General features: G+C 65.3%; 13 protein-coding genes. 9 read left to right on the top strand and 4 right to left on the bottom strand.

Features of this window, described 5'->3' with window-relative positions:
* Positions 1-2 precede the first annotated feature (2 nt).
* The 4 genes from rsxB to CON77_RS08015 all read right to left on the bottom strand — a co-directional run bounded on the left by rsxB (position 3) and on the right by CON77_RS08015 (position 4,038).
* Entirely contained in the window at positions 3-668 is a 666-nt protein-coding gene (rsxB, locus tag CON77_RS08030) for an electron transport complex subunit RsxB (protein WP_232788453.1), read from the bottom strand.
* A 25-nt stretch (positions 669-693) separates the two neighbouring features.
* Positions 694-2,136: a polyhydroxyalkanoate depolymerase gene (locus tag CON77_RS08025; protein WP_232788452.1), complete on the bottom strand. Its 1,443-nt coding sequence runs from the start codon at positions 2,134-2,136 to the stop codon at positions 694-696.
* Positions 2,137-2,215: 79 nt separating this feature from the next.
* Positions 2,216-3,424 carry an amino acid aminotransferase gene (locus CON77_RS08020; RefSeq protein WP_101048645.1) on the bottom strand — a complete coding sequence of 403 codons (1,209 nt, stop codon included), beginning with the start codon at positions 3,422-3,424 and terminating at the stop codon, positions 2,216-2,218.
* A 221-nt stretch (positions 3,425-3,645) separates the two neighbouring features.
* Positions 3,646-4,038, bottom strand: coding sequence for a DUF488 domain-containing protein (locus CON77_RS08015; protein ID WP_101048644.1), 393 nt, complete (start codon positions 4,036-4,038; stop codon positions 3,646-3,648).
* 88 nt (positions 4,039-4,126) lie between these two features.
* Between CON77_RS08015 and uvrB the strand changes: the two genes are divergently transcribed.
* From uvrB to CON77_RS07970, 9 genes are all read left to right on the top strand, one after another.
* Positions 4,127-6,190, top strand: a complete 2,064-nt coding sequence (uvrB, locus tag CON77_RS08010) for an excinuclease ABC subunit UvrB (RefSeq protein WP_101048643.1) — start codon at positions 4,127-4,129, stop codon at positions 6,188-6,190.
* A gap of 68 nt (positions 6,191-6,258) precedes the next feature.
* Complete coding sequence (locus tag CON77_RS08005; protein WP_101048642.1) at positions 6,259-6,924, top strand: LuxR C-terminal-related transcriptional regulator; 666 nt, start codon at positions 6,259-6,261, stop codon at positions 6,922-6,924.
* Positions 6,924-8,837 carry a sensor histidine kinase gene (locus tag CON77_RS08000; protein WP_101048641.1) on the top strand — a complete coding sequence of 638 codons (1,914 nt, stop codon included), beginning with the start codon at positions 6,924-6,926 and terminating at the stop codon, positions 8,835-8,837. The genes CON77_RS08005 and CON77_RS08000 overlap by 1 nt, the downstream gene beginning before the upstream one ends.
* A gap of 183 nt (positions 8,838-9,020) precedes the next feature.
* Positions 9,021-9,554, top strand: a complete 534-nt coding sequence (gene iscR, locus CON77_RS07995; RefSeq protein WP_101048640.1) for a Fe-S cluster assembly transcriptional regulator IscR — start codon at positions 9,021-9,023, stop codon at positions 9,552-9,554.
* A 33-nt stretch (positions 9,555-9,587) separates the two neighbouring features.
* Positions 9,588-10,808 carry an IscS subfamily cysteine desulfurase gene (locus CON77_RS07990; RefSeq protein ID WP_101048639.1) on the top strand — a complete coding sequence of 407 codons (1,221 nt, stop codon included), beginning with the start codon at positions 9,588-9,590 and terminating at the stop codon, positions 10,806-10,808.
* A 13-nt stretch (positions 10,809-10,821) separates the two neighbouring features.
* A complete protein-coding gene (iscU, locus tag CON77_RS07985) occupies positions 10,822-11,208 on the top strand; it encodes a Fe-S cluster assembly scaffold IscU (RefSeq protein WP_101048638.1) in 387 nt (128 codons plus the stop codon).
* Positions 11,209-11,224: 16 nt separating this feature from the next.
* Positions 11,225-11,548 (top strand): iron-sulfur cluster assembly protein IscA, encoded by a 324-nt coding sequence (iscA, locus tag CON77_RS07980; RefSeq protein WP_101048637.1) that lies wholly within the window; start codon positions 11,225-11,227, stop codon positions 11,546-11,548.
* 28 nt (positions 11,549-11,576) lie between these two features.
* The gene (gene hscB / locus CON77_RS07975; protein WP_101048690.1) at positions 11,577-12,089 is read left to right on the top strand and encodes a Fe-S protein assembly co-chaperone HscB; all 513 of its coding nucleotides are present in this window, start codon (positions 11,577-11,579) and stop codon (positions 12,087-12,089) included.
* A 9-nt stretch (positions 12,090-12,098) separates the two neighbouring features.
* A partial coding sequence (locus CON77_RS07970; protein WP_157826877.1) for an Hsp70 family protein occupies positions 12,099-12,616 on the top strand: 518 nt, incomplete at its 3' end.

Raw genomic sequence — 12,616 nt, 5'->3', positions numbered from 1 at the left:
GCTCAGACGCCGGTGCTCCCGCCCCGGGCAGCGCGGGCACGGGCCAGCGCCGCTTCGATCAGTGCCCGCTTCTGGTCCAGCACCTGCGGGTCGGTGTGTTTCGAGTGTTCGGCCAGGTGGGCCAGTTTGTGGGCGGCCTGCGCGTCCTGGCGGGTTTGGTGCTCCGCACCGGCCCGCGCCACACGCCTCTGGTGCCAGTTGTAGCGTGATCGGGCGTGGTCGGCCTGCTCGGCCGACCAGGCGGCCCAGCCGGTGCGTCCACCGCTGACCGGCTGCATTTGGATGCAGTCCACCGGGCACACCGGCAGGCACAGGTCACAGCCGGTGCAGTGTTGCGGCAGCACGGTGTGCATGCGCTTGTGGGTGCCGACGATGGCGTCGGTGGGGCAGGCCTTGATGCACAGGGTGCAGCCGATGCACCAGTTCTCGTCGATCACGGCCACCGTCATGGGGCCTTCGGTGCCGCAGGCCGGGTCCAGGGCCAAGGGCGGGCGTCCGGTCAGCGCGGCCAGCCGCTGCACGCCTTCGGCCCCACCCGGTGGGCATTGGTTGATGCCGGCTTCATTCCGGGCCACGGCCACGGCGTAGCTGCGGCAATCGGGGTAGCCGCAGCGGGTGCACTGGGTTTGCGGCAAAGCCGCATCGATGCGTTCGGCCAGCCCGTTCACATCGGGGCTGGCCGGAACTGACGCATCAGCCGGCACGCTTCGGGGCGCTGCGCTTGCGCGCGGCCGGAGCGGTCGGTTCCGCCACAGGGGCCACGGTTGGCGCCTCGGCCACAACCACGGGAACCGGGTTGGCAGCGACCTCAGGGGCCGCATCGGCGGCGGCCACGGACGCGGCAGGGGCCTCGATCACCGGGGCAGCGGGAGCCGTCTGGTGCTCCAGGATGAAGGCCTTGACCACCGGGTACACCATTTCGCGCCAGCGGCGGCCGCTGAAAATGCCGTAGTGGCCGGCACCTTCCACCTCAAAATGGCGCTGTTCGCTGTCTTCGATGCCGCTGCACAGGTCGTGGGCGGCCCGGGTCTGGCCGCTGCCCGAAATGTCGTCCAGTTCGCCTTCTACAGTGAGCAGGCCGGTGGTGCGGATGTCCTGCGGGCGCACCAGTTCCTTGCGGCCCTGCGGGTTGCGCACTTCCCAGGTGCCGTGCACCAGCTTGAACTCCTGGAACACCGTGTTGATGGTTTCCAGGTAGTAGTCGGCGTCCATGTCCAGGACGGCGTTGTACTCGTCGTAGAACTTGCGGTGGGCTTCGACGCTTTCGTTGTCGCCTTTGACCAGGTCCTGAAAGTAGTCGTAGTGGCTGCTGGCGTGGCGGTCCGGGTTCATCGCGATGAAGCCGGTGTGCTGCAGGAAACCCGGGTAGACGCGGCGGCCGGCGCCCGGGAAGTTCGTGGGCACGCGGTAGATCACGTTGTTCTCGAACCATTCGAAGCTGCGTTGCACCGCCAGGGCGTTGACCGCCGTGGGCGATTTGCGTGCGTCGATCGGGCCACCCATCATGGTCATGGACAGCGGGGTTTTCTCGCCGCGGCTGGCCATCAGCGACACCGCCGCCAGCACCGGTACCGTCGGCTGGCACACGCTCATCACGTGGCAGTTGCCGTACTGGCCTTGCAGGTAGCGGATGAAGTCCTGCACGTAGTTGACGTAATCGTCCAGGTGGAATTCACCTTCGGACAGGGGCACCAGGCGGGCGTTTTTCCAGTCGGTGATGTAGACCTTGTGGTCCTTGAGCATGGTGCGCACGGTGTCGCGCAACAGCGTGGAATAGTGGCCCGACAGCGGCGCCACGATCAGGACCACCGGCTGCTTCTTCAGGGCGATCAGGGTGTCCGGATCGTCGCTGTAACGCTTGAAGCGGCGCAGCTCGCAGAAGGGTTTTTCGATCTCGATGCGCTCGTGGATGGCCACGTGGCTGTCGCCGATGTCCACCGTGCGGATGCCGAATTCGGGCTTTTCGTAGTCCTTGCCCAGGCGGTGCATCAGGTCGTAGGCGGCGGCAATCCGCTGAGCAAACGGGGCCTGGGCCACGGGCGACAGCGGGTTGGTGTAGAGCTTGGCCGTCAACTGCGCAAAGTCAGAGAAAGGCTCCATCAAGGAACGCTGGGTTTCGTACAGTTGGTACAGCATCTATTTCTCCATACTTATGTTGCAGTGCAGCAAATGGTATCAGGAAAGCCTTGGGCTGTCCTGACGCCTAGACGACACTTCACATCACTGCAGCGATGGCCTTGCAAACGTGGTCGATGTTCTTGCTGTTCAGCGCGGCCACGCACATGCGGCCGGTGTCGGTGCCGTACACACCAAACTCGTTGCGCAGGCGCACCATCTGGTCCTTGCTCAGGCCCGAATAGCTGAACATGCCGATCTGCGTGGTGATGAAGGACATGTCCTTGGTCACGCCGGCGGCCTTCAGGCCATCGACCAGCTTCTGGCGCATGGCCTTGATGCGCACGCGCATCTCGCCCAGCTCCTTTTCCCACAGGGCGCGCAGTTCGGGGTTGCCCAGCACGGCGGCCACGATGGCGCCGCCGTGGGTCGGCGGGTTGGAGTAGTTGGTGCGGATCGCGATTTTCAGCTGGCTCAGCACGCGGTCGGTTTCTTCCTTGCTGCTGCCGACCACGCTCAGGGCGCCCACGCGCTCGCCGTACAAGCTGAAGCTCTTCGAGAAGCTGGTGGACACGAAAATGTTCAGGCCCGCGGCCACGAATTTGGCGATCACGGCGCCATCTTCGGCGATGCCGTAGCCAAAACCTTGGTAGGCCATGTCCAGGAAGGCGGTCAGGCCCTTGGCCTTGACCACGGCAATCACCTGGTCCCACTGGGCGGCGGTGATGTCGTAGCCGGTCGGGTTGTGGCAGCAGGCGTGCAGCAGCACGATGGTGCCTTCGGCGGCGGCGTTCAGCTTGTCCAGCATGCCGTCGAAGTTGATGCCGCCCAGGCCGCCGTTGGCACTCTGGTCGAAGTAGGGATAGGTGTCCACCGTGAAGCCGGCGTTGGTGAACAGCGCGCGGTGGTTTTCCCAGCTCGGGTCGGAAATCAGCACGGTGGCGTTGGGACTGATCTTCTTCAGGAAGTCGGCGCCGATCTTCAGGCCGCCGGTGCCGCCGATGGCCTGGACCGTGGCCACGCGACCGCTCTTGACCACGTCGGACTCGGCCCCGAACACCAGGCCCTTGACGGCGGCGTCGTAAGCGGCAATGCCGTCGATGGGCAGGTAGCCACGGGCGGCGGGCTTGTCCATCATGGCTTTTTCAGCGGCCTGCACGCACTGCAGCAGGGGCAGCTTGCCGTTGTCGTCGAAGTACACGCCCACGCCCAGGTTGACCTTGTTCGGGTTGGTGTCGGCAGCGAACTGCTCGTTCAGACCCAGGATGGGGTCGCGGGGGGCCATTTCGACTGCGGAAAACAAAGACATGGTGCGTTACCTGTGGGTAGATGAAATTCGGGTGGGGCCACCGCCAAATGAGGGTGGCGCAAACTTTTTATTTTACCGCTTGGGATGCCGCGTGGCGGTGGTTCATACACCGAACCTCAGGCGGTGCCCCAAGCAGGTGAACACCCAACCCAGAGCCCAGGTGCCGGTACCCGTCTTGCTGCACAGAAATTTGCCCAGTGCCCATTGGTGTGGCCAGCCGTTCACCCTTCGGCCATACACGCCCCCGCATCCACCAACAGGCGTTTCAGAATGCCCCTGTGGCAATGCGCCTCGTTGTCGCAATAGCACCCAATGGAAAAATTCGCGTGTTGCGACAGCGCCGCCAGCAGGTCTATCGTTCGGGCCGCATCGGGCGCTTTCATTTCTTGGCGGTAGGCCTTTTCAAATGCCTGCCATTGGGTGGGGGTTTCGGCGGTCTGTCCCATTTTCATGGTGTCCGCGCTTGGGGCCAGGTTTGGGTACCAGACGTCGTACCAATTGCCCGAGACAAATTCGGTTTTGGGTACCCCGCGTGGGGGCCGGCGCACGGTACCGATGCGCGTTCCCTCGTCCGCGGTGCGCGGGCTGCCCAGTTTCACGACTCGAATGGACACGGTATTTCCTTGGTGGCCAGGGCCGCCGACGCACGGCGGACCGTTTGGCTGGCAATTTACCGTGCTTTGGGCTGTGAAACAATGCGGCATGTCTGCAGATCCCCAAGGCCAGTTCGTCTCCTTCCCTGGCTCGCCGTTCGAGCTGTTTCAGCCTTTTCCGCCCGGGGGCGACCAGCCCACGGCCATCGCCCAGCTGGTGGAAGGGGTGCAGGATGGCGAGGTGTTCCAGACCCTGCTGGGCGTGACCGGCTCGGGCAAAACCTTCACCATGGCCAACGTCATCGCCCGGCTGGGACGGCCGGCCATCGTGTTCGCGCCCAACAAGACGCTGGCGGCGCAGCTCTACAGCGAATTCCGCGAGTTTTTCCCTAAGAACGCGGTCGAATACTTCGTCAGCTACTACGATTACTACCAGCCCGAGGCCTACGTGCCGCAGCGCGACCTGTTCATCGAGAAGGACAGCGCCATCAACGAGCACATCGAGCAGATGCGCCTGAGTTGCACCAAAAGCCTGCTGGAGCGACGCGATGTGGTGATCGTGGCCACCGTCTCGGCCATCTACGGCATCGGCAAGCCCGAGAGCTACCACCAGATGATCCTGACGCTGCGCAGCGGCGACAAAGTGGGCCAGCGCGACCTCATCGCCCAGCTGGTGCGCATGCAGTACCAGCGCAACGAGCAGGATTTTTCGCGCGGCAAGTTCCGCGTGCGTGGCGACACCATCGATGTGTTCCCCGCCGAACACTCGGAGCTGGCCATCCGCATCGAGCTGTTCGACGACGAGGTGGACACGCTGCAGCTGTTCGACCCGCTGACCGGGCGCATCAAGCAGAAGATCCCGCGCTTCACCGTCTACCCCAGCAGCCACTACGTGACGCCGCGCGAGCAGGTGCTGAGCGCGGTGGAAGCCATCAAGGAAGAACTGGCCCAGCGCCTGAAAGAACTGGTGGGCATGGGCAAGCTGGTGGAGGCGCAGCGGCTGGAGCAGCGCACCCGATTTGATTTGGAAATGCTGACCGAGGTGGGCCACTGTAAGGGCATCGAGAACTACAGCCGCCACCTGGCCGGCAGCGCCGCCGGCGAGGCGCCCAGCACGCTGACCGACTACCTGCCCAAGGACGCGCTGATGTTCCTGGACGAGAGCCACGTGATGATCGGCCAGCTGGGCGGCATGTACAACGGCGACCGCGCCCGCAAAACCACGTTGGTGGAATACGGTTTTCGCCTGCCCAGCGCGCTGGACAACCGGCCGCTGAAGTTCGAGGAGTTCGAGACCAAGATGCGCCAGTGCATCTTCGTGTCGGCCACGCCGGCGGACTACGAAAAGCAGCACGCCGGCCAGGTGGTGGAACAGGTTGTGCGTCCCACCGGCCTGGTGGACCCGGTGGTGCAGGTGCGCCCGGCCACGCACCAGGTGGACGACGTGCTGAGCGAAATCCGCCTGCGGGTGGAGCAGGGCGAGCGGGTGCTCATCACCACTCTGACCAAGCGCATGGCCGAGCAGCTGACCGACTACCTGACCGAAAACGGCGTCAAGGTGCGCTACCTGCACAGCGACATCGACACGGTGGAGCGGGTCGAGATCATCCGCGACCTGCGCCTGGGCGCCTTCGACGTGCTGGTGGGCATCAACCTGCTGCGCGAGGGGCTGGACATTCCGGAGGTGAGCCTGGTGGCGATTCTGGACGCCGACAAAGAGGGCTTTTTGCGCTCCGAGCGTTCGCTGATCCAGACCATCGGCCGCGCGGCGCGCAACCTCAACGGCATGGCCATTCTGTACGCCGATCGCGTCACCGACTCGATGAAACGCGCCATCGGCGAAACCGAGCGCCGCCGCGCCAAACAGATGGCCTTCAATGAAGCGAATGGCATCACGCCCAAGGGCGTGGTCAAGCGCATCAAGGACCTGATCGACGGCGTCTACAGCGAAAAGGCCGGCGAAGAGGCCAAGAAGCTGGAGCAGGCCCAGCAGCACCTGGCCGAGATCGAGGACATGAGCGAGAAAGACCTGGCCAAGGCCATCAAGCGCCTGGAAAAGCAGATGCTGGAACACGCCAAGAACCTGGAGTTCGAGCAGGCCGCCCGCGTGCGCGACCAGTTGGCGCGCCTGAAGGACCGCGTCCTGGGTGCCCACGGCGCCGACCACGCCTGAAAGTGAAGCCTGCGCCTCCCCCGTTTCGGGGAAGCCGGAACCGATCCAGATCGCCGAAAATCGACCGCATGGCGGACATCACGCGCATTTATCTGATCGAGGACGATCGCACCATCCTGCATTTCGTGGAGGAAACGCTGCGCCAGCGCCCGCAATGGAAGCTGGTGGGCCATTCCGAAACTTTTGCCCATGCCCAGGTCATGGCCCCCCTCAGTCTGGCCGATGTGTTTCTGGTCGATCTGGGGCTGCCCGACGGCCGCGGCGAAGACATGCTGCGCGCCCTGTCGGTCAGCAAGCCGGACGCGGAGTTGCTGGTCTTCACTGTTTTCGGCGACGAGTCGCGTCTGATCGCCGCCTTGCAGATGGGGGCCACCGGTTACGTGCTCAAGGGTTGCAGCGGTCAGGAACTGATCGACGCCGTGGAGCAGATCCGCGAGGGCGGGGCGCCCATTTCGCCCTTGCTCGCGCGCATGCTGCTCAAGCAGTTTCGGGCCGGCGGGCAGGGCGCAGCCCTCGGTGGCGGGGCCGCCGGCAACGGCTGGCCCGAACTGTCGGACCGCGAAACCGACGTGCTCAAGCTGGTGGCCCAGGGCTATGTGAACAAGGAAATCGCCCAGCGCCTGGGCATTGGGCCGGCCACGGTCAGCACCCACATCAAGAACCTGTACAAGAAGCTGGCGGTGCACACCCGCGTGGCCGTGGTCAAGGTGGCGCAGGAGCGGGGGCTCATCTGATGCCGGTCTGGCTGCAGGCGCGCTGGCCACTGCCTCACTACGTCTGGGTGGGGGTGTTGCTGCTGGGGCTGCTGGGGGCTTTGCACTGGGTGTCGCGGCCGGCGGCGGTGGCGGGGGTGCACAACATCGCCCAGGCCATGGCCGAGGTGCCCCAGGCCCCGCAGGTCGGGGTCAAGCAGGTGACTTTGCCGCACATCCTGGACGACGAGGCGCCCCGCTGGCACGATCGGGTCGATTACCGCCTGACCTGGCCCGCGGACTTGAGCTACACCGACCGCGAGACGGCCCGCCTCGGCCTCTTGCTGCCCCGCGTGGGCACCCGCTTCCGGGTGCTGCTCAACGGCAGCGAGATCCACAACGTCGGCTGGTACGCGGCGCCCGAGCGCACGGTCAACACGGCCTGGTTCCCGCACCTGGTGGCATTGCCGGGAGCCCTGCTGACGCTGCGCCCCCAGGACAACGAGCTGCACATCCAGGTGCAGGCCCGGGTGCTGGAGCGCAGCGGCCTGTGGCCCTTGCAGCTGGGCAGCCACGACCGCCTGTTCGAGCGCCACGCGGTGCTGGAGCTGTGGCAGGTCACCGGCACCTGGATGATGACCATCACCGCCCTGCTGATGGCCCTGATGTCGCTGTTCCTCTGGGTGTCGCTGCGCGAGCGCCTGTTCGTCCTCATGGCCGCGGCGGCCGTGGCCCACATGGTGCGCCTGTGGCTCTCGGTGGTGCTGGAGCCGGCGCTGAGTTACGAGTGGTATTTCCTGCTGCACCGGGTGTCGTTCACCCTCTACGTCGGGTTTTTCTGTCTGATCATGGAGGACCTGCTCGGCCTGCGCCTGCGCCTGGTGCGGGCCCTGGCGCTGTTCCTGCTGGTGGTCGGGCCGAGCTGGATCCTGCTGGTCCTGTACACCCAGGAGTACGATTTCTACCGCATCTGGGCGGGCATCCTGGCCATCGTGTCTACCGCTTGCCTGGGGCTGATGGTGGTGTATTCCTTGTGGCGCCGGCAGTTCAAGCCGGACCAGTTGCTGGTGCTGCTGGTGGCCTTGTTCACCCTGTTGACCGGCGTGCGCGATTTTCTGGTGGTGCAGTTGAACTTCCCCGGCGATGCCGACCTCCGCTGGATGTCGGCGGGCGGGCTGGCGCTCATGTTCACCCTGGGCTGGGTGCTGCTGCAGCGCGCCACGGCGTCGGCACGCGAGGTCCACCGGCTCAACGGGTCGCTGGCCGAGACCGTGGCCCGGCGCGAGGCGGAGTTGCGCTCGGCCTTCGAGCAGTTGCGGCAGTCCGAGCAGCAGCGCGCCGTCGAAGGCGAGCGCCGCCGCCTGATGCGCGACATGCACGATGGCCTGGGCAGCCAGTTGGTGCAAACCCTGAACATGGTGCGCAGCAACCGCGACGGTCTGGACCAACGCTCCATCGAGCACATGGTGCACCACGCCCTGGAAGAGCTGCGCATGACGCTCGACTCGCTGGAGCCGATGGAAGGCGACCTGCCGACCATCTTGGGTACCTTGCGTTCCCGCGTCGCGCCGGCCTTGCAGGCGGCGGGCATCACGCTGCAGTGGCAAGTGCAGGAGGTGCCGGCCCTGAGCGGTCTGGACGCCCGCGGGGTGATGCACCTGTTTCGTTGCGTGCAGGAGATTTTTGCCAATGTGGTCAAACACGCCCACGCCCGCCGAGTCACAGTGCGCACCTGGGCGGACGCGACCGCGGTCTACCTGGCGGTGGAAGACGATGGCATTGGCCTGCCGCCCAACGACCAGCGCAGCGAGGGACGGGGCTTGGGCAACATTGCGGTGCGCGCCGAAAAAATCGGGGCCGAGGTGCGGTTTTACGCCACCTGGCCGGGAACCGGCGTGGAATTTGCCTTTCCCATACAGGGCAAGCCCCCGGCCTGGTCGCTGACCCAGCGCTGACCCCCGCACCGGGGCGGCGATGACCGAGCAAATCGGTCAACCTTTTGGTATACTCGAGAAAAACAGTCAGGAATCCAAGGCCTGACCCAACGACACAAAGGCTTGCGCCGGGTGGGTGGAAACAGCGCTGCCCCGCTTTGCGGGCCGGCAAACACACAATGCCATTCCAGTTAGGAGCTTGTCATGCGCCTCACGACCAAAGGACGGTTCGCCGTCACCGCCATGATCGATCTGGCGCTGCGCCAGGCCAGCGGTCCGGTCACGCTGGCCGCCATCAGCCAGCGCCAGCACATTTCCCTGTCTTACCTGGAGCAGCTGTTCGGTAAGCTGCGGCGCCACGATCTGGTGGAATCCACCCGCGGGCCGGGCGGCGGCTACACCCTGGGCCGCAAGGCGGCCGACATCACCGTGGCCGACATCATCGTCTCGGTGGACGAGCCCATCGATGCCACCCAATGCGGCGGCAAGGAAAACTGCCTGGGCGAGGGCTCGCGCTGCATGACCCACGAATTGTGGGCCCAGTTGAATGCGAAAATGGTGGATTTTCTGGACTCCATCACCCTGCAGAAACTGGTGGACGACCAGTTGGCCAAAGGGGTGGTGGTGGAAAACCTGCCCACCATCAAACGCGCCATTTCCTCGGCCCCGGTGGTCAAGCCCATCCGCGTGAACGCCCCCAATTCGGTGTTTGCCCTGGGGGCTGTGGCTTCCAAGTGAAGCCTGTTTGTTCGACTTGAAATACGCAAGACCATGAGCTCTACCCCGCATTTCCCGATCTACATGGACTACAGCGCCACCAACCCGTGCGATCCGCGCGTGGTGGACCAGATGGTGCCGTGGCTGTACGAGCATTTCGGCAATCCGGCGTCGCGCAGCCACGCCTGGGGCTGGGAGGCAGAACAGGCCGTGGAAAAGGCCCGCGAACAGGTGGCCTCGCTCATCGGCGCCGACCCGCGTGAAATCGTCTGGACCAGCGGCGCCACCGAGTCCAACAACCTGGCCTTGAAGGGCGCTGCGCACTTCTACCAGGGCAAGGGCAAGCACATCATCACCGTCAAGACCGAACACAAGGCGGTGCTGGACACCTGCCGCCACCTGGAGCGCGAGGGTTTTGAGGTCACCTACCTCGACGTGCAGCCCGACGGCCTGGTCGATTTGGCCGCCTTCAAGGCCGCCATCCGCCCCGACACCATCCTGGCCAGCGTGATGTTCGTGAACAACGAAATCGGCGTGGTGCAGGACGTGGCCGCCCTCGGCGCCCTCTGCCGCGAAAAAGGCGTTATCTTCCACGTGGATGCGGCGCAGGCCACCGGCCGCGTGGCCATCGACATGGCCCAGCTGCCCATCGACCTGATGAGCCTGACCAGCCACAAGACCTACGGCCCGAAAGGCATTGGCGCCCTGTTCGTGCGCCGCAAGCCGCGCATCCGCATCGAAGCGCAGATGCACGGCGGTGGCCACGAACGCGGCATGCGCTCGGGCACGCTGCCCACGCACCAGATCGTGGGCATGGGGGCGGCCTACGCCTTGGCCCAGGCCGAAATGGCGACCGAGCTGCCGCGCATCCAGGCGCTGCACGACCGCCTGCTGGTCGGCCTGTCGCAAATCGAGGAATCGTTCATCAACGGCCACGCCAGCCAGCGCGTCCCGCACAACCTGAACATGAGCTTCAACTACGTCGAGGGCGAGTCGTTGATCATGGGCATCAAGGGCTTGGCGGTGTCGTCCGGCTCGGCCTGCACCTCGGCCAGTCTGGAGCCCAGCTACGTGCTGCGCGCCCTGGGCCGCAGCGACGAGCTGGCCCACAGCAGCCTGCGCATGACGATCGGCCGCTGGACCACGGAACAGGAAATCGATTACGCGATCGAATCCATCAAGGACAACGTCGCCAAACTGCGCGAACTCTCCCCGCTGTGGGAGATGTACAAGGACGGTATCGATCTGTCCACCATCCAGTGGGCCGCCCACTGACAGGAGCACCATCATGGCATACAGTGACAAGGTCATTGACCACTACGAAAATCCCCGCAACGTCGGCAGCTTTGAAAAGGGCGACGACAGCGTCGGCACCGGCATGGTGGGCGCGCCCGCCTGCGGCGACGTGATGAAGCTGCAGATCAAGGTCAATCCGGCCACGGGCTTGATCGAAGACGCGCGCTTCAAGACCTACGGCTGCGGCTCCGCCATCGCCTCCAGTTCGCTCGTGACCGAATGGGTCAAGGGCAAGACGCTGGACGAGGCCGCCCAGATCAAGAACAGCGAGATTGCCGAAGAACTGGCGCTGCCGCCGGTCAAGATCCACTGCTCCATCCTGGCCGAAGACGCGATCAAGGCCGCGGTCGACGACTACAAGAAAAAGCACGCGCACTGAAAGGGCAGGGGGTCGAATGTCCGTCACCGTCACCGCAGCCGCCGCGCGGCATGTCACCAAATACCTGGCCCGTCGCGGCAAAGGGGTGGGTGTGCGCCTGGGCGTCAAGACCACCGGCTGCTCGGGCCTGGCCTACAAATTGGAGTACGCCGACGAGGTGGCGCCGGAGGACATCGTGTTCGAAGACCAGGGCATCAAGGTGTTGATCGACCCCAAGAGCCTGGCTTACCTGGACGGTACCCAGCTCGACTTCGTGCGCGAGGGCTTGAACGAAGGCTTCAAGTTCCACAACCCCAACGAACGCGACAAGTGCGGCTGCGGCGAGTCCTTCCGTGTCTGAGTCCAGCCTGCCCCTGGCCGGCGACACCCTGAGCCTGCTGGCCGACGACTTCACCCTCCTGGGCGTGCCGGTCGGCTTTGCGCAGGACCGCGCGGTGCTGGACGAGCGCTGGAAACAGCTGCAACGCCAGGTGCACCCGGACCGCTTCGCCACCGACACCGCGGCCGCCCAGCGCCTGGCCATGCAATGGTCGGTGCGCATCAACGAGGCCTACCAGCGCCTCAAGGACCCGCTCAAACGCGCCGCCTACTGGTGCGAACGACAAGGCACGCCGGTGAACGCCGAGAGCAACACCGCCATGCCCGCCGCTTTCCTGATGCAGCAGATGGAATGGCGCGAGGCCTTGGACGAAGCGGCCGACGAAGCCACCCTGGAGGCCTTGCTGGCCGATACCCGGCAGGCGCGCCAGGGTTTGCTGGACGGGTTGGAAGCCAGCATCGACCACCGCCGAGACGCGGCCCAGGCCGTGCAACAGGTCCGTGCGCTGATGTTCGTTGAGCGCTTTGCCGACGAGGTGCGCCAGCGCCTGGACCGATTCTGAGTTTTCCCCATGGCATTGCTGCAAATTTCCGAACCCGGGCAGTCGCCCGACCCCCACCAACGCCGCATCGCCGTCGGCATCGACCTGGGCACCACCCATTCGCTGGTGGCCGCGGTGCGCCACGGCGTGCCCGAATGCCTGCCCGACGAACAGGGCCGGGTGATCCTGCCCAGCGTGGTGCGCTATTTGCCCGAAGGCGCGGGGTCTGGCCGCCAGATCGGCTTCGACGCCCTGGCCGCCCAGGTGCAGGACCCGGGCAACACCGTCTGTTCGGTCAAGCGCCTGATGGGCCGAAAACTGGCCGACCTGCCCGGCGCCGCGCGGCTGCCCTATGCCGTGGTGGACGGCCCCGGCATGGCCGCGGTGCGTACCGTGGCCGGAGACAAATCGCCGGTGGAGGTGAGCGCAGAAATCCTGGCCACCCTGCGTTACCGCGCAGAAGACACCTTCAACGACGACCTGTACGGTGCGGTGATCACCGTGCCCGCCTATTTCGACGATGCCCAGCGCCAGGCCACCAAGGACGC

This window comes from Macromonas nakdongensis (assembly GCF_002837145.1).
GTDB classification, from domain to species: domain Bacteria; phylum Pseudomonadota; class Gammaproteobacteria; order Burkholderiales; family Burkholderiaceae_C; genus Macromonas_B; species Macromonas_B nakdongensis.
This window is presented reverse-complemented; position numbering and strand designations above follow the sequence as displayed.

Bases quoted from the DNA above. Each gene is read 5' to 3' on its own strand.
- CON77_RS08000 (WP_101048641.1), top strand. From the start codon at position 6,924: ATGCCGGTCTGGCTGCAGGCGCGCTGGCCACTGCCTCACTACGTCTGG.
- iscR (WP_101048640.1), top strand. From the start codon at position 9,021: ATGCGCCTCACGACCAAAGGACGGTTCGCCGTCACCGCCATGATCGAT.
- CON77_RS08020 (WP_101048645.1), bottom strand. From the start codon at position 3,424: ATGTCTTTGTTTTCCGCAGTCGAAATGGCCCCCCGCGACCCCATCCTG.
- CON77_RS08005 (WP_101048642.1), top strand. From the start codon at position 6,259: ATGGCGGACATCACGCGCATTTATCTGATCGAGGACGATCGCACCATC.
- CON77_RS07990 (WP_101048639.1), top strand. From the start codon at position 9,588: ATGAGCTCTACCCCGCATTTCCCGATCTACATGGACTACAGCGCCACC.
- iscU (WP_101048638.1), top strand. From the start codon at position 10,822: ATGGCATACAGTGACAAGGTCATTGACCACTACGAAAATCCCCGCAAC.
- uvrB (WP_101048643.1), top strand. From the start codon at position 4,127: ATGTCTGCAGATCCCCAAGGCCAGTTCGTCTCCTTCCCTGGCTCGCCG.
- CON77_RS08025 (WP_232788452.1), bottom strand. From the start codon at position 2,136: ATGCTGTACCAACTGTACGAAACCCAGCGTTCCTTGATGGAGCCTTTC.
- iscA (WP_101048637.1), top strand. From the start codon at position 11,225: ATGTCCGTCACCGTCACCGCAGCCGCCGCGCGGCATGTCACCAAATAC.